This is a genomic window from Citrobacter sp. wls717 (genome assembly GCF_005280955.1).
GTDB classification, from domain to species: domain Bacteria; phylum Pseudomonadota; class Gammaproteobacteria; order Enterobacterales; family Enterobacteriaceae; genus Citrobacter; species Citrobacter werkmanii.
On the sequence record NZ_SZWW01000001.1, the window covers coordinates 408,793 to 430,849 of the forward strand.

General features: G+C 52.8%; 22 protein-coding genes. 13 read left to right on the forward strand and 9 right to left on the reverse strand.

Translation table 11 applies throughout. The features are described 5' to 3' along the window. The first annotated feature begins 212 nt into the window (after positions 1-212). The 7 genes from aroK (at position 213) to trpS (ending at position 6,669) form a co-directional block, all read left to right on the forward strand. Entirely contained in the window at positions 213-734 is a 522-nt protein-coding gene (gene aroK / locus FDX09_RS01890) for a shikimate kinase AroK (RefSeq protein WP_003023552.1), read from the forward strand. Between the two features lie 57 nt (positions 735-791). Further along, on the forward strand, positions 792-1,880 hold the full coding sequence (gene aroB, locus FDX09_RS01895) for a 3-dehydroquinate synthase (protein WP_137346712.1): 1,089 nt from the start codon (positions 792-794) through the stop codon (positions 1,878-1,880). Positions 1,881-1,976: 96 nt separating this feature from the next. Beyond that, positions 1,977-3,272, forward strand: a complete 1,296-nt coding sequence (gene damX / locus FDX09_RS01900; RefSeq protein WP_137346713.1) for a cell division protein DamX — start codon at positions 1,977-1,979, stop codon at positions 3,270-3,272. A 117-nt stretch (positions 3,273-3,389) separates the two neighbouring features. Continuing rightward, positions 3,390-4,226 (forward strand): adenine-specific DNA-methyltransferase, encoded by an 837-nt coding sequence (gene dam, locus FDX09_RS01905; RefSeq protein ID WP_085048999.1) that lies wholly within the window; start codon positions 3,390-3,392, stop codon positions 4,224-4,226. A gap of 17 nt (positions 4,227-4,243) precedes the next feature. Continuing rightward, positions 4,244-4,921 (forward strand): ribulose-phosphate 3-epimerase, encoded by a 678-nt coding sequence (gene rpe, locus FDX09_RS01910; protein WP_003023561.1) that lies wholly within the window; start codon positions 4,244-4,246, stop codon positions 4,919-4,921. Beyond that, on the forward strand, positions 4,914-5,672 hold the full coding sequence (gene gph / locus FDX09_RS01915) for a phosphoglycolate phosphatase (protein WP_038634839.1): 759 nt from the start codon (positions 4,914-4,916) through the stop codon (positions 5,670-5,672). Before rpe ends, gph begins: the two co-directional genes overlap by 8 nt. Next, positions 5,665-6,669, forward strand: a complete 1,005-nt coding sequence (gene trpS, locus FDX09_RS01920) for a tryptophan--tRNA ligase (protein WP_038634836.1) — start codon at positions 5,665-5,667, stop codon at positions 6,667-6,669. Before gph ends, trpS begins: the two co-directional genes overlap by 8 nt. A 65-nt stretch (positions 6,670-6,734) precedes the next feature. Here the strand turns inward: trpS and FDX09_RS01925 are convergent, their stop codons facing one another. The 6 genes from FDX09_RS01925 to tsgA form a co-directional block, all read right to left on the reverse strand. After that, positions 6,735-6,905, reverse strand: coding sequence for a YhfL family protein (locus tag FDX09_RS01925; protein WP_006687392.1), 171 nt, complete (start codon positions 6,903-6,905; stop codon positions 6,735-6,737). A gap of 272 nt (positions 6,906-7,177) precedes the next feature. Then, a complete protein-coding gene (gene cysG / locus FDX09_RS01930; protein ID WP_137346714.1) occupies positions 7,178-8,551 on the reverse strand; it encodes a siroheme synthase CysG in 1,374 nt (457 codons plus the stop codon). Between the two features lie 11 nt (positions 8,552-8,562). Then, positions 8,563-9,372, reverse strand: coding sequence for a nitrite transporter NirC (gene nirC, locus FDX09_RS01935; RefSeq protein ID WP_137346715.1), 810 nt, complete (start codon positions 9,370-9,372; stop codon positions 8,563-8,565). 194 nt (positions 9,373-9,566) lie between these two features. Next, complete coding sequence (nirD, locus tag FDX09_RS01940; protein ID WP_042312029.1) at positions 9,567-9,893, reverse strand: nitrite reductase small subunit NirD; 327 nt, start codon at positions 9,891-9,893, stop codon at positions 9,567-9,569. Then, positions 9,890-12,433, reverse strand: coding sequence for an NADPH-nitrite reductase large subunit (gene nirB / locus FDX09_RS01945; protein ID WP_061381016.1), 2,544 nt, complete (start codon positions 12,431-12,433; stop codon positions 9,890-9,892). Before nirB ends, nirD begins: the two co-directional genes overlap by 4 nt. A gap of 270 nt (positions 12,434-12,703) precedes the next feature. Next, positions 12,704-13,885, reverse strand: a complete 1,182-nt coding sequence (gene tsgA / locus FDX09_RS01950) for an MFS transporter TsgA (RefSeq protein WP_038634817.1) — start codon at positions 13,883-13,885, stop codon at positions 12,704-12,706. A gap of 264 nt (positions 13,886-14,149) precedes the next feature. Between tsgA and ppiA the strand changes: the two genes are divergently transcribed. The 5 genes from ppiA to FDX09_RS01975 all read left to right on the forward strand — a co-directional run bounded on the left by ppiA (position 14,150) and on the right by FDX09_RS01975 (position 17,487). Continuing rightward, on the forward strand, positions 14,150-14,722 hold the full coding sequence (ppiA, locus tag FDX09_RS01955; RefSeq protein ID WP_003023595.1) for a peptidylprolyl isomerase A: 573 nt from the start codon (positions 14,150-14,152) through the stop codon (positions 14,720-14,722). Positions 14,723-14,829: 107 nt separating this feature from the next. Then, positions 14,830-14,997, forward strand: coding sequence for a YhfG family protein (locus tag FDX09_RS01960; RefSeq protein WP_137346716.1), 168 nt, complete (start codon positions 14,830-14,832; stop codon positions 14,995-14,997). Continuing rightward, entirely contained in the window at positions 14,987-15,589 is a 603-nt protein-coding gene (locus FDX09_RS01965; protein ID WP_069323811.1) for a putative adenosine monophosphate-protein transferase Fic, read from the forward strand. Before FDX09_RS01960 ends, FDX09_RS01965 begins: the two co-directional genes overlap by 11 nt. Positions 15,590-15,620: 31 nt before the next feature. After that, on the forward strand, positions 15,621-16,184 hold the full coding sequence (gene pabA / locus FDX09_RS01970; protein ID WP_038634811.1) for an aminodeoxychorismate synthase component 2: 564 nt from the start codon (positions 15,621-15,623) through the stop codon (positions 16,182-16,184). An 85-nt stretch (positions 16,185-16,269) separates the two neighbouring features. Further along, positions 16,270-17,487, forward strand: a complete 1,218-nt coding sequence (locus FDX09_RS01975) for an aspartate aminotransferase family protein (RefSeq protein ID WP_137346717.1) — start codon at positions 16,270-16,272, stop codon at positions 17,485-17,487. 99 nt (positions 17,488-17,586) lie between these two features. Here the strand turns inward: FDX09_RS01975 and FDX09_RS01980 are convergent, their stop codons facing one another. Further along, complete coding sequence (locus FDX09_RS01980; RefSeq protein WP_137346727.1) at positions 17,587-19,674, reverse strand: YccS/YhfK family putative transporter; 2,088 nt, start codon at positions 19,672-19,674, stop codon at positions 17,587-17,589. Between the two features lie 51 nt (positions 19,675-19,725). After that, entirely contained in the window at positions 19,726-20,358 is a 633-nt protein-coding gene (gene crp, locus FDX09_RS01985; protein WP_000242758.1) for a cAMP-activated global transcriptional regulator CRP, read from the reverse strand. Between the two features lie 308 nt (positions 20,359-20,666). On the opposite strand from crp, the gene FDX09_RS01990 reads away from it, so the two are divergent. Further along, complete coding sequence (locus tag FDX09_RS01990; RefSeq protein ID WP_006687378.1) at positions 20,667-21,071, forward strand: OsmC family protein; 405 nt, start codon at positions 20,667-20,669, stop codon at positions 21,069-21,071. A 98-nt stretch (positions 21,072-21,169) separates the two neighbouring features. On the opposite strand, the gene FDX09_RS01995 is transcribed toward FDX09_RS01990, so the two are convergent. Then, positions 21,170-22,039 (reverse strand): phosphoribulokinase, encoded by an 870-nt coding sequence (locus tag FDX09_RS01995; protein ID WP_003827751.1) that lies wholly within the window; start codon positions 22,037-22,039, stop codon positions 21,170-21,172. Positions 22,040-22,057 lie beyond the last annotated feature (18 nt).

The window sequence follows — 22,057 nt, forward strand, 5'->3', positions numbered from 1 at the left end:
CCATGTCTGATGTTTGCAGGGCTGCATGCCTGCCACGACCAGAAATGCGTAGGGTTTGGTGATTTATTCAGTTGCCAAACCCGCTTGAGTATTGAGATAATTTTCAGTCTGACTCTCGCAATATCTTATGAGGTTTCAGTTCATGTCCTGCTGCGCTGGGTGTCTGCGAAGCGGGTTTACCATTAACGAATAGTCTTAGTAGTACCGAAAAAATGGCAGAGAAACGCAATATCTTTCTGGTTGGGCCTATGGGTGCCGGAAAAAGCACTATTGGGCGGCAGTTAGCTCAACAACTCAATATGGAATTTTACGATTCTGATCAAGAGATTGAGAAACGAACCGGAGCTGATGTGGGCTGGGTCTTCGATGTAGAAGGTGAAGACGGCTTCCGTGATCGCGAAGAAAAAGTCATCAACGAGTTGACGGAAAAACAGGGTATTGTGCTGGCAACTGGCGGTGGCTCTGTAAAATCACGTGAAACACGTAACCGTCTCTCCGCGCGTGGCGTCGTGGTCTATCTTGAAACGACAATTGAAAAACAACTTGCGCGTACTCAACGTGACAAGAAACGCCCGCTGCTGCAGGTAGAATCACCGCCTCGTGAAGTTCTGGAAGCGTTGGCTGACGAACGCAATCCTCTGTACGAAGAGATTGCCGACGTGACCATTCGCACCGACGATCAGAGCGCAAAAGTCGTAGCAAACCAGATTATTCATATGTTGGAAAGCAACTAATTCTGGCCGAATACACACTCGTCTGCGGGTACAAGTAACTAAGGTGGATGTCGCGTAATGGAGAGGATCACAGTCACTCTCGGGGAACGTAGTTACCCTATCACTATCGCGGCTGGTTTGTTCAATGAGCCAGCTTCATTCTTACCGCTGAAATCGGGCGATCAGGTTATGTTGGTGACCAACGAAACCCTGGCTCCCCTGTATCTCGATAAGGTTCGCGGCGTACTTGAACAGGCGGGTGTTAACGTTGATAGCGTTATCCTTCCCGATGGCGAACAGTATAAAAGCCTGACGGTTCTGGATACGGTTTTCACCGCATTACTGCAAAAACCGCACGGTCGCGATACCACGTTGGTCGCACTTGGCGGCGGCGTGATTGGCGACCTGACCGGTTTCGCGGCAGCCAGCTACCAGCGCGGTGTTCGTTTCATTCAAGTTCCGACAACTCTGTTGTCGCAGGTCGACTCCTCCGTCGGCGGCAAAACCGCCGTAAACCATCCCCTCGGTAAAAACATGATTGGCGCGTTTTACCAACCAGCCTCCGTGGTGGTGGATCTCGATTGTCTGAAAACGCTTCCTGCGCGTGAGCTGGCATCGGGGCTGGCGGAAGTCATCAAATACGGCATCATTCTTGACGGTGAGTTTTTCAACTGGCTGGAAGACAATCTGGACGCGTTATTGCGTCTGGACGGTCCGGCAATGGCGTACTGTATTCGCCGTTGTTGTGAGCTGAAAGCAGAAGTTGTCGCAGCAGACGAGCGCGAAATGGGCTTACGTGCTTTACTGAATCTGGGACACACGTTCGGCCATGCGATCGAAGCTGAAATGGGTTATGGCAATTGGTTACATGGTGAAGCCGTCGCAGCAGGTATGGTAATGGCTGCTCGTACGTCAGAACGTCTGGGTCAGTTTAGCTCTGCGGATACGCAGCGCATCATTACGCTGCTACAGCGAGCAGGCTTACCGGTTAATGGGCCACGTGAAATGTCCACCGAGGCCTATTTGCCGCATATGCTGCGAGATAAAAAAGTGTTAGCGGGAGAGATTCGTTTAGTGCTTCCGCAGGCAATAGGGAAGAGTGAAGTGCGCGGCGGAGTGTCGCACGAGGTGGTTCTTAACGCTATTGCTAATTGCCAGCAGGCGTAACAACAAGAAAGGTCCGACGTACGTTGCGAAACGTAGGTCTTTTAGCTTCAGGTTACGTGCAAAGTTGTAAGCATTAACCTTTGAGTGGGGTGTTAAATGGATGAATTCAAACCAGAAGACGAGCTGAAACCCGATCCCAGCGATCGTCGTACTGGTCGTTCTCGTCAATCGTCTGAACGCGATAATGAGCCGCAAATCAATTTTGATGATGTTGATCTGGATGCTGACGATCGCCGTCCTGCGCGCGCACGTAAAGAGCGTGAAGAAGAGCGGGACATCGAAGAAGACTATGAATCTGATGACGATGCGGTGGATGAAGAGCGTGTAGAACGTCGTCCGCGCAAGCGTAAGAAAGCGGTCAGTAAACCTGCCTCTCGTCAGTATATGATGATGGGTGTGGGCGTGCTGGTGCTGCTGCTGTTGATCATCGGTATTGGTTCTGCGCTGAAAGCCCCCTCATCTTCTTCCAGTGAACAGACGGCGTCTGGCGAGAAGAGCATCGATCTTTCTGGCAGCAATGCGACGGATCAGGCGAACACGAATACGCCTGCAACGGGCGCTGAGCAGACTGCGGGCAATACCCAGCAGGATGTTTCCCTGCCGCCGATTTCCTCTACCCCAACTCAAGGCCAGACGCCTGCGGCAACTGAAGGTCAGCAGCGTGTTGAAGTGCAGGGCGATCTGAACAATGCGCTGACGCAACCGCAAGGTCAGGAGCAGGTTAACAACGTCGTGGTGAACTCTACGCTGCCGACCGAACCCGCGACCGTCGCACCCGTTCGTAATGGTACTGCTGCGCGCCAGACTGCCAAAACGGAAACGGTTGAACGTCCTGCTGCTACGCACCAGGAACGTAAACAGGCCGTCATTGAGCCGAAGAGCAAACCGCAGACCACGGTGAAAGCGACGACGACAGAGCCGAAACCTGTTGCTCAGGCAAAACCAACCGCGACTGCGCCGACGACTACAACCAAAGCGCCTGTGGTAACCGCTGCGCCAAAAGCGACAGCAGAACCGAAAGCAACCGCGACGACGACGCCTGCACAAACTGCAACACCTGCGCCAACCGCGACGGCAACGCCTGTGGCTGGCGGAGCGAAAAGTACAGGAAATGTTGGCGCGTTAAAATCTGCGCCGTCCGGCCATTACACGCTGCAGCTCAGCAGTTCTTCTAACTACGACAACCTGAACGGTTGGGCGAAGAAAGAAAACCTGAAGAACTACGTGGTGTATCAGACGACGCGTAACGGTCAACCGTGGTATGTTCTGGTGACGGGCGTGTATGCGTCTAAAGAAGATGCGAAACGTGCAGTGTCTACGTTACCCGCCGATATTCAGGCGAAAAATCCGTGGGCAAAACCGCTGCACCAGGTTCAGGCCGATTTGAAGTAAGATAGGATATGTTCTGCAATGGTTTGCTGTTTCGCCCAATTGCGGGACAAAGACTAAAGCGCAGGATGCTGTCGGAGCTTTCTCCACAGCCGGAGAAGGTGTAATTAGTTAGTCAGCATGAAAAAAAATCGCGCTTTTTTGAAATGGGCAGGGGGAAAATACCCCCTGCTTGATGATATCAAACGGCATTTACCCCAGGGTGAGTGTCTGATTGAACCCTTCGTAGGGGCCGGGTCGGTGTTTCTCAACACCGACTTTTCTCGTTATATTCTTGCCGATATCAACAGCGACCTCATCAGTCTCTATAACATCGTGAAGACCCGTACCGATGAGTACGTGCAGGCTTCGCGCGAGCTGTTTATGCCTGAAACTAATCAGGCTGAGGTGTACTACCAGTTCCGGGAAGAATTTAATACCTGCCAGGACCCGTTCCGCCGCGCAGTGCTATTCCTGTATCTGAACCGCTTTGGTTACAACGGGTTGTGCCGTTATAACCTGCGCGGTGAGTTTAACGTACCGTTTGGTCGTTATAAAAAACCTTATTTTCCGGAAGCCGAGTTATACCATTTTGCTGAAAAAGCGCAGAATGCGGAGTTCCATTGCCTTTCCTATGAAGAGTGCATGGACCGTGCGGATACCAACTCCGTAGTCTATTGTGACCCGCCTTATGCACCGCTTTCGGCGACGGCAAATTTCACCGCGTATCACACCAACAGCTTTAGCCCGAAAGAGCAGGCGCATTTGGCCGAGATGGCAGAAAAGCTGGTCAGTAAGCAGATTCCGGTGTTAATTTCGAACCATGACACGCCCGATACTCGTGAGTGGTACCGGGCAGCGAAACATTTTCAGGTCAAAGTGCGGCGCAGCATCAGCAGCAATGGCGGCACGCGTAAAAAGGTGAACGAACTGCTGGCGCTGTATAAACCAGGAGTCGCAACGCCTGCGAAAAAATAATTCTCAAGGAGAAGCGGATGAAACAGTATTTGATCGCCCCCTCAATTCTGTCGGCTGATTTTGCCCGCCTGGGCGAAGACACCGCGAGAGCGCTGACTGCCGGTGCCGATGTAGTACACTTCGACGTCATGGACAATCACTACGTACCGAACCTGACCATCGGACCGATGGTTCTGAAATCGCTGCGTAAATATGGCATCACCGCCCCGATTGATGTTCACCTGATGGTGAAACCGGTCGATCGTATTGTCCCTGACTTCGCCGCCGCTGGCGCCAGCATCATTACTTTCCATCCGGAAGCCTCCGAGCACGTTGATCGTACCTTGCAACTGATCAAAGAGCATGGCTGTAAAGCGGGCCTGGTGTTTAACCCGGCAACGCCTTTGAGCTACCTGGACTACGTCATGGATAAGCTGGATGTGATCCTGCTGATGTCCGTTAACCCAGGCTTTGGCGGACAGTCTTTCATCCCGCAAACGCTGGATAAGCTGCGTGAAGTGCGTCGTCGTATTGATGAATCTGGCTATGACATCCGCCTGGAAGTTGATGGTGGCGTCAAGGTGAACAACATCGGTGAAATCGCGGCGGCGGGTGCAGATATGTTTGTTGCAGGCTCCGCTATTTTCGACCAACCAGACTACAAAAAAGTCATTGATGAAATGCGCAATGAACTGGCGAAGGTAAGTCATGGATAAGTTTCAGGATATTCGGGGCGCCGCTTTTGACCTCGACGGCACGCTGGTCGACAGCGCGCCGGGATTAGCCGCAGCGGTGGATATGGCGCTGTATGCGCTGGAACTGCCGGTTGCTGGTGAAGAACGTGTAATCACCTGGATTGGTAATGGTGCAGATGTACTGATGGAGCGCGCGCTGGCGTGGTCTCGTCAGGAGCGCGCGACATTACGTAAAACGATGGGTAAACCCCCCATTGATGATGATATTCCTGCTGAGGAACAGGTACGTATTTTGCGTAAGCTGTTCGACAGGTACTACGGCGATGTCGCAGAAGAGGGGACATTCCTGTTCCCTGATGTTGCCGACACGCTGGGCGCGTTGCATGCTAAAGGTTTGCCGCTGGGTCTGGTGACCAACAAACCAACCCCGTTTGTCGCGCCATTGCTCGAGGCGTTAGATATCGCCAAATACTTCAGCGTGGTCATCGGTGGTGACGACGTGCAGAATAAAAAACCACACCCGGATCCGTTGCTGCTGGTGGCAAGTAAGCTTGGCATCAAGCCTGAGCAAATGCTCTTCGTAGGGGATTCTCGTAATGATATTCAGGCGGCTAAGGCTGCTGGTTGTCCGTCCGTTGGTCTGACGTATGGCTACAACTACGGTGAGTCTATCGCATTGAGCGAGCCCGATGTCATGTACAACCGCATTAATGAACTACTGCCCGCTCTCGGGCTTCCGCATAGCGAAAATCAGGAATCGAAAAATGACTAAGCCCATCGTTTTTAGTGGCGCACAGCCCTCAGGTGAATTGACCATTGGCAACTATATGGGTGCGCTGCGTCAGTGGGTGAACATGCAGGATGACTACCATTGCATCTACTGCATCGTTGACCAACATGCCATTACCGTTCGTCAGGATGCTCAGCAACTGCGTAAAGCAACGCTGGATACGCTGGCGCTGTATCTGGCATGCGGGATCGATCCTGAAAAAAGCACCATTTTCGTTCAGTCGCACGTACCGGAACACGCACAGTTAGGCTGGGCGCTGAACTGCTACACCTATTTCGGCGAGCTGAGCCGTATGACCCAGTTCAAAGATAAATCTGCGCGTTACGCAGAGAACATCAACGCCGGTCTGTTTGATTATCCGGTACTGATGGCGGCAGACATTCTGCTGTATCAGACCAATCAGGTACCGGTTGGCGAAGATCAGAAACAGCATCTTGAACTGAGCCGCGATATCGCTCAGCGCTTCAACGCGCTGTATGGCGACATCTTCAAAGTACCGGAACCGTTCATCCCTAAATCCGGCGCGCGCGTGATGTCGCTGCTGGAGCCGACGAAAAAAATGTCCAAGTCGGATGACAACCGCAACAACGTGATCGGTCTGCTGGAAGATCCAAAATCTGTGGTCAAAAAAATCAAACGAGCGATGACTGACTCGGAAGAGCCGCCTGTTGTTCGTTACGACGTGAAAGAAAAAGCGGGCGTTTCGAACCTGCTGGATATCCTTTCTGCCGTCACCGGCCAGAGTATTCCCGAGCTGGAACAGCACTTCGAAGGCAAAATGTATGGTCATCTGAAAGGTGAAGTCGCGGAGGCCGTTTCCGGCATGCTGACCGAGCTTCAGGAACGTTATCACCGTTTCCGTAACGATGAAGCTTTCCTGCAGAAAGTAATGAAAGACGGTGCGGAAAAAGCCAGCGCACGCGCGTCTGTTACGCTGAAAGCCGTTTACGAAGCGATTGGTTTTGTCGCCAGACCGTAATATTTTCTGCGTTGCAAAAAAACCGGGGAATCCCCGGTTTTTTTGTATCTGCGCAATAACGTCTATTACTGGTCTGCAGCCGGACCACAGCCACCAATAATTTTAGAAATTGAAATTGCTGGATGCAGGAAATAATCGTAGCTGCAGTTATTTTTTTTGTTTTCAATATGACCCGTACATGCGGTCAGTGTAGCCAGAACCCCAGCGACAATGGTGATTTTTGCAAATTTCAGCATGTTAAAATCCTTGTAAGATACCTATTTTTAAAATGGATGAAATCCATTTCTCGACGGTTAAGATATCAACTTAAATAAAATTTAAGTAGTCCGGATAAGGACATAACAAGCTTTATGTAAATTATATAATTAATGAATTGGATTACTGGGTGGTTATATTTTAATTAATAATTGGTTTGCTGAAGTGAGTATGTAGCGTATTTCGTTTATTATTTATTCCTGCAGGATGATAAATACATGCCCTGAATATCAGGGCATGTATTTACATTCAATTAATGATTCGAGAACCAGTTCAGCTTATCGCGTAGTCCAACCACGCGACCGACGATAATCAGCGCTGGGCTTTCAACCTGTTGCGCTAATTCCCCGAGCTGCGTCAGCACACCGTTGACGACGCGTTGCTTCACGGAGGTACCGTTTTCTACCAGCGCAACCGGCATATTGGCCTGCATGCCAAATTCGATCAGTTTTTCCTGAATTGTGGCCGCCTGATTCAGTCCCATATAGAACACCAGCGTCTGTTTCTCTGCCGCCAGATTTTTCCAGTCCAGCTCGCCGCCGGTTTTCAGGTGTCCGGTAACCAGACGAACACTTTGCGCGTAATCGCGATGGGTCAGTGGAATACCAGAATAAGCGGAGCAACCGGAAGCTGCGGTAATACCCGGTACGACGGAGAATGGAATACCGGCGTGGCAAAGCGTTTCCAGCTCTTCACCACCGCGGCCAAAGATGAACGGGTCGCCACCTTTTAGTCGTACCACGCGCTTGCCTTGTTGCGCTTCACGCAGCAGGATCTGGTTGATTTCTTCCTGCGGTACGCAGTGGTAACCCGCGCGTTTACCGACAAATACCCGGTCCGCATCGCGGCGCACGAGGTTCATAATATCGTCGGAAACCAGACGGTCATAAACCACTACGTCGGCTTGCTGGATCTGCTGCAGCCCTTTCAGCGTTAGTAACCCGGCATCGCCAGGACCGGCGCCAACCAGCACCACTTCACCACGGTGATCCAGTGGTTCGCTGAGCAACTGCTCGGTGGTTTCCTCGACAGCTTTCCGATCGTTGTTTGCCAGCGACTGCGCCAGGCGGTCATTAATGAACAATTTTTCCCAGAAGCGGCGACGTTCACCCATACTGGCAAACTGGTTTTTAACCCGGGAACGCAGCTTGCCCGCATACTGTGCGACCTGGCCAAGATGCTGAGGCAGTATGGATTCGAGTCTTTCACGCAGCAGACGGGCCAGCACCGGCGAAGTGCCGCCAGAGGAGACCGCCACCATCAGCGGCGAGCGGTCGATAATGGAGGGCATGATAAAACTGGCTGCTTTTGGCGCATCGACCACGTTGCAGAAAATACGGCGTGATTCTGCGGCGGTGCTGACGCTTTGGTTGACGACATCGTCATCGGTGGCGGCGATAACCAGCCAGCAAGGATCGAGCAGGGATTCATCGAACGGTCCCTCAACAAGCGTCAACATGCCTTCATTTGCCCATACGGTGAACTGCGGAATAAACGCCAGCGCATTAACCGTTAAACGGGCGCCCGCTTCCAGCAATAACCGCGCTTTGCGTTCTGCGACATCACCACCGCCGACGATCAAGCAGTCACGGTCACGTAGTTGACAAAATATAGGCAAATGATCCACGACATTACCCCTTAATTATTGGCAGCAGCCTCTGGCTGATTGATTTTTGCCGGAGCCGGACGCTCCGATTTTGGCGTAGCATACCAATAACCCAATCCCATGAATACGACACCGGACAAAGTATTACCGAGTGTCACCCACAGCAGGTTATGACCAATTCCGGCCAGGGTATAAGCTTCGCTGTGGTGGCCGAACCAGGAGAGGGCAAACAGCGTCATGTTGGCAACCGAGTGTTCGTAGCCGGAAGCAATAAACGCCAGCAGACACCACCAGATAGCGAGGAATTTTGCTGCGCCTTCGGTACGGATTGCCATCCAGATTGCCAGACAAACCAACCAGTTACACAGTGCGCCCTTGAAGAACAGTACCGTCGCAGGCGCGGTAGTTTTCGCCAGTGCAACCGAATGGACGATGCTGGTATCTACCGGCAACAAGCTGCCGCCACCCCAACTGTAAAGCAGAGCGACAAACACGGAACCGACCAGATTACCCAGCCAGGTTTGCGGTAAAATTGCCCACATTTGACCGTGACTGATGGTGCCCGCTTTGACGCCGAGCGTCAGGAACATGGTGTGACCGGTAAACAGTTCAGAACCCGCGATAATGACCAGCGTTAAGGCGATACCAAAGGTTGCACCCATTACCAAAGGACGTACGGACGGGTCGAGCAGATTGCCGAGGGTGAAAATAAGAATGATGCCGAGACCGACATAGGCCCCTGCCATTGCCGAACTGACCCAGAATCCGAGCGGGTTATTAGCCGACAGGCGTGTGATGCGCGCGGCATTAGCCGCACACTTATTAATAGTGTCAGTAAACATTTGATTATCCTTTTCTCACTTCATCCTTTGCACTGCCTCTTTGTTGGCTGCCCTCGCTCACCCCAGTCACATAGTGAACTATGCTCCTGGGGATTTGCTCGGTTGCCGCCGCGATGCAGTACAAATGATTTTGTGATAACAATTAAAATGAAAAAAATACAAAAAAGGGGAGGCGTTGCGCCTCCCAAAATTAATTAACCGCGCAACTGCACCGTGCCGTCTTTCACCCGCGCTTCGTAATGTTTCACGGAGAACTGTTCGTCTTCCATGCACAGTCCATCGCTTAAACGAAAGCGCTGTTTTTTCAGCGGGCTGGCGACCCACAGTTCGCCCTGATGCTCAGCGATCAAGCCACGAGAAAGCACGCTGGACTCAAAGAACGGGTCGATGTTGCTGATCGCAAACACCTGGTCACTGTGATACGGGCGGAAAATTGCGACCTGTTCAGTACCTAACAGGGCGCAGACGCCTGTTGCAGGCAGAATGTCATCGATTTTGCAGATGTTTTGCCACTGGCTCATGCGTTCTCCTCCACCAGAGTCACCGGGATACGCTCATAAGGCGTTGCCGGACGATGTTGTTCACGTTCAGGCACAACCTGGACGTTCGGGTCGCGTTTGTCGCTGTTGATGAAGTGCTTGAAGCGAACCTGCGCGGATGGGGTGTTAACGGTTTCTGTCCACTCGCATACCACCGCTTCACGCAGACGGGCCATCTCTTCTTCCAGATGCTCGTTCAGGCCCAGCTTGTCGTCGATGATGACCGATTTCAGATACTCAATGCCGCCTTCCAGGTTGTCTAACCACGGTGCGGTACGGGTCAGTTTGTCGGCAGTGCGGATGTAGAACATCATGAAGCGATCGAGATACTTCAGCAGCGTTTCACGATCGATATCTGCCGCCAGCAGATCGGCGTGACGAGGTTTCATCCCGCCGTTACCGCAAACGTACAGGTTCCAGCCTTTTTCAGTGGCGATGATACCCACGTCTTTGCCCTGGGCTTCCGCGCATTCACGGGTACAGCCAGAGACACCGAACTTCATCTTGTGCGGCGTACGGATGCCTTTGTAGCGGTTTTCCAGCTCGACGCCGAAACCGACGCTGTCGCCCACGCCGTAACGGCACCAGGTGCTGCCCACGCAGGTTTTCGCCATACGCAACGCTTTAGCATAGGCATGACCGGTTTCGAAACCAGCTTCAATCAACTGACGCCAGATTTCCGGCAGGTCATCTTTCTGCGCGCCGAACAGGCCAATACGCTGAGAACCGGTGATTTTGGTATACAGGTTAAATTCACGTGCGATACGACCCACGGCCACCAGACCTTCCGGTGTGATTTCACCGCCAGCGGAGCGCGGGATCACGGAGTAGGTGCCGTCTTTCTGGATATTCGCCAGGAAGTTGTCGTTGGTGTCTTGCAGCGGCGTGTGCTGAGGTTTGAGAATGTACTCATTCCAGCACGAGGCCAGCAGGGAACCGACGGTAGGTTTACACACTTCACAGCCGTAGCCTTTCCCGTGTTTTGCCAGCAACTCTTCGAAGGTTTTAATGCCTTCTACGCGAATGAGATGGAACAGTTCCTGACGCGAGTACGGGAAGTGTTCACACAGGTTGTTGTTAACTTCAATACCCTGTTTCGCCAGTTCAGCGTTCAGGACCTGCGTTACCAGCGGGATACACCCGCCGCAGCCGGTACCGGCTTTGGTTTCAGCTTTCAGCGCCGCAACGGTGTGGCAACCTTTATTGATAGCAGCAACCAGCATGCCTTTGGTGACGTCGAAGCAGGAACAAATCTGCGCGCTGTCCGGCAGTTTATCGACGCCGATAGAGGGTTTACCGCTGCCCGCGTGCGCAGGCAGGATCAATGAGTCCGGGTTTTCCGGCAGTTCGATAGCGTTCAGCACCAGTTGCAGCAGATTGCCGTAATCGCTGGTGTCGCCCACCAGAACCGCGCCGAGCAGCGTTTTGTTATCTTTGCTGACAATGAGGCGTTTGTAGACTTCTTTGCTCTCGTCGAGGTAAACGTAGCTGCGCGCGCCCGGTGTGCGGCCATGCGCGTCGCCAATCCCGCCAACGTCAACGCCGAGTAGCTTCAGCTTGGCGCTTAAATCTGCGCCTTCGAAGGCGTTTTCGGTTTCGAGGATATGGTCAACGGCGACCTGCGCCATTTTGTAGCCGGGAGCCACCAGACCATATACACGGTTGTTCCAGCTGGCGCATTCGCCGATGGCATAGATGTCCGGGTCAGAAGTCTGGCAGGTGTCGTTAATCACGATCCCACCGCGCGGAGCGACGTCCAGACCGCACTGGGTAGCCAGTTTGTCGCGTGGACGAATACCGGTAGAGAAAACGATAAAGTCGACTTCCAGTTCGCTACCATCGGCAAAACGCATGGTTTTGCGCGCTTCGACGCCTTCCTGGACAATCTCTTTCGTGTTTTTGCTGGTGTGCACACGCACGCCCATGCTTTCAATTTTGCGACGTAACTGCTCGCCACCCATATGATCCAGCTGTTCAGCCATCAGCATCGGAGCGAATTCAATCACGTGGGTTTCAACGCCGAGGTTTTTCAGCGCACCGGCGGCTTCCAGGCCCAGCAGGCCACCGCCGACGACAGCACCGCGTTTGCTACGGCGCGCGCAAGACTCAATGGCGTTGAGGTCTTCAATGGTGCGGTAAACGAAGCAGTCCTGAGTTTCCGAACCTTTAATCGGCGGGATCCACGGATAAGAGCCAGTCGCCATGATCAGCTTATCGTAATAAACCGTACGACCCGCGCTGGAGTGGATCACCTTCTCCTGGCGGTTGATGGTAATTGCGCGCTCGCCGACTAATACCTTAACGCCGTGCTTCTCGTAGAATCCTTCACGCACCAGAGAAAGCTCTTCGGCGGTGTGGTGGGAGAAGTAGGAAGACAGGTGTACGCGGTCGTACGCTTTGCGGGGTTCTTCACAGAAGACGGTAATATCAAAATTGGCAGCGTCGGATTTATCAAGAAGATCCTCAATAAAGCGATGGCCGACCATACCATTACCGATAATAGCGAGTCTGACTTTGCTCATTTTTGCCTCGATTTCTTTTCTATTACCGCCTACCTTAACGATTCAGCTACCCCGCTTATTGATACAAATCAAATTCGCCCTCATATACTCCTTAAGAGGTATATAACTGATTTACCTACATTTTTATAAGTTACGGAATTGACTGGCTTTTCGTGTTTGTATAAAAAGCGCACAAATTAAGGGGTTTTTGTATGAATTGGCCTACATCACCAATGGAGGAAGGGACGCCAGGGATATGCCGGATGGTGAGGACACCATCCGGCCGTGAGATTAATGCGTGGCCGGCGCGTTATGCTGGCGATGGCGCGTAACAAACCCAAGGATAAAGCACATTACGAACACAACGGCATACAAGCCGTTAGCTGTTTGCAGTGCCGCCATTGGACCGCTATGAGCGACGATCGGGCCAGTGACGACGAAAGTAAGCATGGTACCGATGGTGCCGCAGGTCAGAATGAAGTTAACCAGTTTAGGTGAGGCGACCTTCGTCTGCTGGGAACCGAGGGTAATAATGGTGGTATAAATCGCGCTGGAGAAGAAGCCCAGCGTCAGAATGAACCACGGCATATGCTCCGGCGTACCGGTGATAAACAGATACATCAGGACGGTGGCCAAACCCGCCAGTACCGTCAGGATGCGCTGCAAATCGAAGAAACGCAGAATAAAGCTAAACGCCCACATGCCAACCATGTAAGACATCCAGAAGTCGCTGACCAGTTTACCCGCATCACCCAGGCTCATGCCCAGGCTTTTGGCATATTCCGGCACCCACGAGATAAAACCAAGCTGGCCGAGGATGTAGCACAGAGCCGCAATGGACAGGAACAGTACGCCAATGCCCCATTTTTCTTTTACTACCGGTGCGTCTGACTGCTGCGCGTGTTTGCCCAGCGCCGGGAATTCGCAACCGAAGGTCAGCAGGAAAATGGCAACATATACCAGGCCGATGCAGGCATAAACCCAGTACCATTCGATGCTGCGCGCTAACAGAAATGCCGCCACCATCGGGAAGATCATGCCAGCCATGCTGAAGAAGGAGTCCGTAAACAGCAGGCGGGAACCGCGCTGGCGACCTTCATACATCTGCGTGACCAGGAACGTACCAATCGACATGGTGATACCGCTCACCAGCCCCAGTACAAACATTGCTGCTGAGAACAAGGCCAGGCTATGGCTGAGCATCAGTCCGGCGACCGCCAGAACCATCAGGATAAAGCCAAAGCGCAACTGGGTTTTCAGGGGCACAATTTCCATCAGCCAGGCATTCAAAAAGATAGAAATCAGGATGCCGGCATTCAGGAAGGTGAAGGTGTTACTCATACTGGAAACGGGCAAATGGAAGTAATCTGCGATATTTCCCATCACCATCCCGGTGACAATTACCAACGCGCCTGTCAGGGCGTAGGAGAGAAAGCTAATCCATGTGAGCTTAATGCGATTGCTGTTAGTCATGACTGGCCTGTATAGAAGTGTAAGACGCATTGATTGCGCCGTGAGCGGGCAGATTTTAGGCGTTTTAGTGACGTATTTAAATATTTAATGGCAATAACTTGCTCCGTTACATTTTTGTATGTGAGCTGGATCACAATGAGTGTTCCGGTTATGCAGTTACATTTGTTTCAGATACGTAAAATTAAGTAAAGGGATGGCCTTGTCCTTGAAGGCTCTTTAGAATCACTTCACTTGCTTCATTTCTGCTCTTGTTAAGGACTTCTCATGCTCAAATCGACTCTGGCGGCTGTTGCAGCTGTTCTCGCTCTTTCCGCGCTCTCTCCTGCAGCACTGGCAGCAAAAGGTGACCCACATGTCCTGCTGACCACCTCTGCTGGTAACATCGAGCTGGAGCTGAACAGCCAGAAAGCCCCGGTTTCAGTGCAAAACTTTGTCGATTATGTGAACAGTGGTTTTTATAACAACACCACGTTCCACCGTGTGATCCCAGGCTTTATGGTACAGGGCGGCGGCTTCACCGAGCAGATGCAGCAGAAGAAACCTAACCCGCCAATCAAGAATGAAGCCGATAACGGTCTGCGTAACACCCGCGGTACGATTGCGATGGCGCGTACAGCGGATAAAGACAGCGCGACCAGCCAGTTCTTTATCAACATTGCAGACAACGCTTTTCTCGATCATGGCCAACGCGACTTTGGCTATGCTGTGTTCGGTAAAGTTGTGAAAGGTATGGATGTTGCAGATAAGATCTCTCAGGTACAGACCCATGATGTTGGTCCTTACCAGAATGTCCCGTCAAAACCGATTGTTATCCTTTCTGCTAAAGTCCTGCCGTAATCGTATTTTGCGCGGGCAGTTCCTGCCCGCGTTCTCTCCCTTCTCTGCGTAACCCGAAATTGCTGCTTATACTTGTGGCAAGTGCCGCTTACATTCAGGGAGGTCACGTGAAAAAACTCACCGATAAACAAAAGTCCAGGCTCTGGGAGCAACGGCGTAATGTCAATTTCCAGGGAAGTCGACGACTGGAAGGCGTGGATATTCCACGGATTACTCTGAGTGCGGAAGACGCCCTGGCGCGTCTGGATGAGTTGAGGAGGCACTATGAGCGATAAATTCGGTGATGGACGCGACCCTTATCTGTACCCCGGTCTGAATGTGATGCGTAACCGCCTGGGGATTCATCAGGCCCAGCGTCTGGCACAAGCGGCATACGAATTAACAGCACTGCGCGCCGCGACGGTTGAGTTGGGGCCTTTAAAGCGTGGCCTGCCACACCTGTGCGCCATTCATCGCCAGTTATACCAGGATATTTTCGACTGGGCGGGACAACTGCGGGAAGTTGATATCTACCAGGGCGATACTCGCTTTTGCCATTTCGCCTATATCGAGAAAGAGGGCAATGCGCTGATGCAGGACCTGGAAGAGGAGTCCTGGCTGGTGGGATTGCCGGAAGAAAAATTCGTCGACCGCCTTGCGCACTATTATTGCGAAATCAATGTGCTGCATCCGTTTCGTATTGGTAGCGGTCTCGCGCAGCGTATTTTCTTCGAACAGCTAGCGATCCATGCCGGGTATATGCTGAGCTGGGATGACATTCAGGTTGAGGAGTGGAACCAGGCGAACCAGAGCGGGGCGATGGGCGACCTGACCGCTCTGCGGGCGATATTTCGTAAAGTGGTAAGCGAAGCCCCGGAAACTGAGTAGAATAGCGCGGTTCTTATGTACCGGAGCCGCCATGATCCTGCTTATCGATAACTATGATTCTTTTACCTGGAACCTGTACCAATACTTCTGCGAATTGGGTGCTGATGTCCTCGTCAGGCGTAACGACGAGCTGACGCTGTCGCAAATCGACGCGCTGAATCCGCAAAAAATCGTGATTTCCCCAGGCCCATGCACGCCGGATGATGCCGGTATCTCGCTGGATGTGATTCGCCATTTTGCGGGCAAAATTCCCCTGCTGGGTGTATGTCTTGGTCACCAGGCGATGGCGCAGGCGTTTGGCGCGACCGTGGTTCGGGCAGCAAAAGTGATGCATGGTAAAACCTCGCCGATTACGCATAACGGGCAGGGGGTTTTTCAGGGACTCGCCAACCCATTAACCGTGACACGCTACCATTCTCTGGTGGTTGCCCCCGAAACGCTTCCTGACTGCTTTGAAGTGACGGCCTGGAGTGAAACACAAGAGATAATGGGCATTCGCCACCGCGAGTGGGATCTGGAAGGTGTGCAGTTTCACCCGGAGAGTATTCTCAGCGAACAGGGGCATCAGCTGCTGGATAATTTCCTCCAACGGTGATTTATGGTTGCTATTCAGTGATTTTTTATTCATATTTTGTGATTATAATTTCACTAGCATTTCTGCTTAACAGGGTGGTAATGACATGGCAACTGAACAAACTGCGATTACGCGCGCGACATTCGATGAAGTAATTCTGCCGATTTATGCACCGGCTGAGTTTATCCCGGTAAAAGGAAAAGGGAGTCGGGTCTGGGATCAACAGGGCAAAGAGTATGTTGATTTTGCGGGCGGCATTGCAGTTACCGCGTTAGGGCATTGCCATCCGGCGCTGGTTGAGGCGTTAAAAACCCAGGGTGAAACCCTGTGGCACACCAGTAACGTTTTCACCAACGAACCAGCGTTGCGCTTAGGTCGTAAAATCATTGATGCGACCTTTGCTGAACGCGTGCTGTTTATGAACTCCGGCACCGAAGCTAACGAAACCGCCTTTAAGCTGGCGCGTCATTATGCCTGCGTACGCCACAGCCCGTTCAAAACCAAAATCATCGCCTTTCATAATGCGTTTCACGGTCGTTCGCTGTTTACCGTATCTGTTGGTGGGCAACCGAAATATTCCGACGGCTTTGGACCAAAACCGGCGGATATCATCCATGTGCCGTTTAACGATCTGCATGCGGTAAAAGCGGTGATGGACGATCACACCTGCGCGGTGGTGGTGGAGCCCATTCAGGGAGAAGGCGGCGTCACTGCGGCAACCCCGGCATTCCTGCAAGGTCTGCGTGAACTTTGCGACCAGCACCAGGCGCTGCTGGTCTTTGATGAGGTGCAGTGTGGGATGGGGCGTACCGGCGATTTATTTGCCTATATGCACTACGGCGTGACGCCGGATATCCTCACCAGCGCCAAGGCGCTCGGCGGCGGTTTCCCGGTGAGCGCCATGCTGACCACTCAGGAAATTGCCTCCGCGTTCCACGTGGGTTCGCACGGTTCCACTTACGGCGGTAATCCGCTGGCCTGTGCGGTTGCAGATGCCGCGTTTGATATCATCAACACCCCGGAAGTGCTGGAAGGTATTCAGGGCAAACGTCAGACGTTTGTGCATCATTTGCAGAAAATTAATCAGCAGTTCGATATTTTCAGCGATATTCGCGGCATGGGGCTGCTGATTGGCGCCGAGCTGAAGCCGCAGTTTAAAAGCCGGGCGCGCGATTTCCTCTACGCCGCCGCGCACGATGGGGTGATGGTGCTGAATGCCGGGCCGGACGTGATGCGTTTCGCGCCGTCGCTGGTGGTGGAAGACGCGGATATCGAGGAAGGGATGCAGCGTTTCGCGCAGGCGGTAGCGAAGGTGGTGGGCTGATTGGTTGATTGCCTGATGGCGGCGCGAGCGCCTTATCCGGCCTACAGGGTAAGGTGTGATTCGTAGGCCGGATAAGCGTAGCGCATCCGGCAGCCGATCTTAGCCTTTCATGTCCCGCAACCGACGGCTAAGCCAGATCCCGTGGTGGGGGCGTTGACGCCATGCTACCGACGAAATGGTGTGCATGGTGTTCAGATGCCCCAATATTCGCTGCAGATGCTGCTCCAGGGTGCTTAATGGGCCGTGGGACAGCATTTCAGGCGCTTCGAGAATATTCACATCGCCCGAGCTTCCCGGTCCGTCATACTCCAGCCGCTGCTGACAGCGCTGGAGCGCAATTTCGCAGGACTCCAGATACCGCTGCGCCAAATCCGGCGTCAGCATCGTATGTTCCCTTGCCAGTGTGGTCATCGCGTTGATGTGTTCGACAATAAACTGGCTGTGCGTGACCCACAGTTTCATATCCGCCAGATAGTGCGCGTTGAATCCCGGCTCCTGCATTGCCTGATTCAGTGAGTTAAACAGCGTGTTATGCGCCTGGTTGACCCGCATGCGTTGATACGCCAGCGGCGTGGCCTGCGGATCGTTGCTGAGGATCAGGCGAATAGCCTCCTGGTCGGCTTCTAACGCATCGTGGGCGTTCTTACGCAACAGACCACTCTGCCACTGTGGCCACAGCCAGAGCGTGCCGCCAAAGGCGATTAAGCAGCCAATCACCGTGTCGACAAACCGCGGCACGATAAATTGTTCCCCGTTCAGCGTCAGCAGTTGCAGGGTGTACACCGCCGTAACCGTAAAGCCGACGGTGGCCCAGCCGTAGTTTTTGCGAATGATCAGATAGCTGCCTAACGTGATCAGCAACATGCCTGCCAGCGTGAAACCTTCCTGAATATGAAAGTGCAATGTAACGCCCGCAATCACCAGTCCGACGAGCGTACCCACCGAACGATGCAAAATACGCACCCGGGTCGCCCCATAGCCATTTTGCGTGACGAACAGGATCGTCATCAAAATCCAGTAAGGTTTAGGCAGATGTAAGGCGCTGCCCATCAGGCTGGCAATACTCAGCATGACGCTGATGCGCCCGGCGTTACGCAGCGCCGGGGATTTCAACGACAGATAGTTTTTCAGCGCCGGGATCAACGGCAACCGCCGCTGTTTGTCCGCCATCAAATCTCGGGCATACAGCGGGCGCTGGGTCCGTAGCACGCGGGCGATACGGCTGAAGTGCCAGTAGCAAAACTGTCCTACCGGATTATCCGGATGCTGGTTGGCGATTTTCTCCAGCGAGCCAATCTGCTTTTCCATTGAGAAACGGGTCGGTAAGCGGTGATACAAGATATCATCGGCCAGGACGCGCAGGCGGGCGGCGACGGTGCGCGCGTTCCAGCGAATCACCTGTTCCGCGTGGCTTCGCTCGACCAGCTTTTGCACCTCTTCCGGCTGATGCAGGCTAACTGAAATATGTTCCTGCAAATCGAGCGCTTCCTGAAAGGCACGCAACAGTCGCTTGTATTCATTATTGTGATGCGCCGACAGCATGTGCATTTGCTGGTAGCACTGGGTAATCAAATCCACCGCTTTTTGTTGACGAACCAGTAACGGAGGCAGCGCTTTTTCTGGATCGGCATGCTGGGTCAGCAGACTGTACTTGGCCTCACAGTAATCGGCTAATTCGCGGTACAACAGGCTGAGCGATTCACGCAGTGGCTGCTCACGCCACATCCAGAACCAGAACCAGTTGAACAGACCGTACCACAACGTACCCAGTGCATAGATCAGCAATGGCTCCCAGACGGGCATGTTCCCGGCAAGGCTTAGCGTGAAAATTGCCGCGATGAGTGAGGCTGGCAGCAGTCGCGCATGCAACGGGCTTAGCTCGGCGGTTACGCCAAGAATTAGCGTCAGGCCGGTGAGGATGAGCGGCAGTGGTATATTTTGCGCCAGCAGTAACTGCATGATCAGGCTGCAACCGGCAAACAGCGATGCGCCAATAACTAAACGTTTAAAAAAGCGTTTATGCGGGGTATCAAGACCGGCAATGTTGCAACAGGCAGGGACGAGGGAAAACAGAAGCCCCAGATGAAGCTGACCAATGATAAGACCGACGGCCACAGGTAAACACAGCACCAGCGTCTGCCGTAGTGCGTAGTTGATCTCGGGGTGATAAATCAGTCTTCGCCACATCGGAACAAACAAAAATGGCGCGCTACCGGGTAACGCGCCATTTCGATGGGATTAACGTGTGCCGTAAACGACAATGGTCTTACCGTGAGCGGAGATCAGGTTCTGATCTTCCAGCATCTTCAGAATACGACCAACGGTCTCACGGGAGCAGCCAACGATCTGGCCGATTTCCTGGCGGGTGATTTTAATCTGCATACCGTCCGGGTGAGTCATCGCGTCAGGCTGTTTTGCCAGATTCAGCAGAGTCTGGGCAATACGGCCGGTGACGTCGAGGAAGGCAAGGTTGCCTACTTTTTCAGACGTGACCTGCAGGCGACGAGCCATCTGAGAAGACAGGCGCATCAGAATATCCGGGTTGACCTGGATTAATTGGCGAAATTTTTTGTAGGAAATTTCAGCGACTTCACATGCGGTTTTGGCCCGTACCCAAGCGCTACGTTCCTGGCCTTCTTCGAAGAGGCCTAATTCACCAATAAAATCGCCCTGATTCAGATAAGAAAGGATCATTTCTTTCCCTTCTTCATCTTTGATCAGCACTGCCACTGAGCCTTTAACGATGTAATACAACGTTTCCGCTTTTTCACCCTGGTGAATCAGCGTGCTCTTCGATGGGTACTTATGAATATGGCAATGAGACAAGAACCATTCGAGAGTCGGGTCTGTTTGCGGTTTGCCAAGCACCATGCGCGGTTATCCTCTGTTATAAGCTGTCTCCAGAGCCAGAAAACGACGCTGCCTCTGGGTTTGCAAAAATGTGCTTCCCGCTACCTGGGAAGGGGGCTACTAAAAATATACTGCAGCCTGTAATGTGATGTCCTCTGCATACATGCAGTACGTCAATGTATTACTGTAGCATCCCGACTGTTTTAGCATAGCTTTCGCCGTGTGTCTCCTGGTGTCTCGCTTCAGCATGACGCAGGTCGCCTTCCGTTGCGAGAATTGTTATGTACGCGTAATCTGTCAGGAAAATTGAAACATTGGAGTTACGAAATATGCAAGCGCGTGTAAAGTGGGTTGAGGGGTTAACCTTCCTCGGTGAGTCCGCCTCTGGCCACCAAATTTTGATGGACGGTAACTCCGGTGATAAAGCGCCGAGCCCGATGGAAATGGTATTAATGGCTGCAGGCGGTTGTAGCGCTATCGATGTGGTGTCGATCCTGCAAAAGGGTCGTCAGGATGTGACCAACTGCGAAGTGAAGCTCACCTCTGAGCGCCGTGAAGAAGCGCCGCGTTTGTTTACCCACATCAATCTGCATTTCATCGTCACCGGCAACGATCTGAAAGAGGCGTCGGTCTCCCGTGCTGTTGATCTCTCGGCGGAAAAATATTGCTCTGTGGCATTGATGCTGGAAAAGGCAGTGAATATTACCCACTCCTATGAAGTGGTTGCTGCGTAATACGTGATGCCGGATGGCGGCTTGGCCTTATCGGGCCTACAGGACGATACCGATTCGTAGGCCCGATAAGCGTAGCGCCATCGGGCACATCCCGTACATCATTCTATCTTTTTACCTTCCATCAGTCGCTGGACCAGCGGCAGCATAATCAATTCCATCGCCAGACCCATTTTGCCGCCAGGTACGACTAATGTATTGATGTGGGAAATGAATGAGCCTTGCAGCATGGCCAGAAGCCACGGAAAGTCGATCCCTTCCAGATTACGAAAATGAATGACCACAAAGCTTTCATCCAGCGACGGAATGCTCTTGGCGGCAAAGGGGTTTGAGGTATCGACGGTGGGTACGCGCTGAAAGTTGATGTGCGTACGGGAAAACTGCGGCGTGATGTAATTGATGTAATCGTCCATTGAGCGCACAACCGAGTCCATCACCGCTTCACGCGAGTGTCCACGCTCGCTGGTATCGCGGGTCAGTTTCTGGATCCATTCCAGGTTAACGATCGGCACCACACCGACCAGAAGGTCGACATGCCGGGCCACATTTTGCTGTGGGGTGACGACGCCGCCGTGTAGCCCTTCATAGAACAGGACATCCGTCGGTTCAGGCAATGGCTGCCAGGGGGTAAACGTTCCCGGGACCTGGTTCCACGGTACGGCTTCATCGTAGGTGTGCAGATATTTACGCGACTGACCTTTTCCCGTCTGGCCGTATTCAATGAAGGTTTGTTCCAGCAGACCAAAGTCATTGGCTTCGGGCCCGAAATAACTGATATGTCGCCCGGCATCGCGCGCTTTGCGAATCGCCATATCCATTTCCGGACGGGTATAGCGATGAAAACTGTCACCTTCCACCTCGGCGGCGCGCAGATTTAGCTGCGCGAAAATTTTACGAAACGCGAGGCTGGTGGTGGTGGTCCCCGCGCCGCTGGATCCTGTTACCGCAATCACCGGATGTTTGGCAGACATAACAACTCCATGAATAGG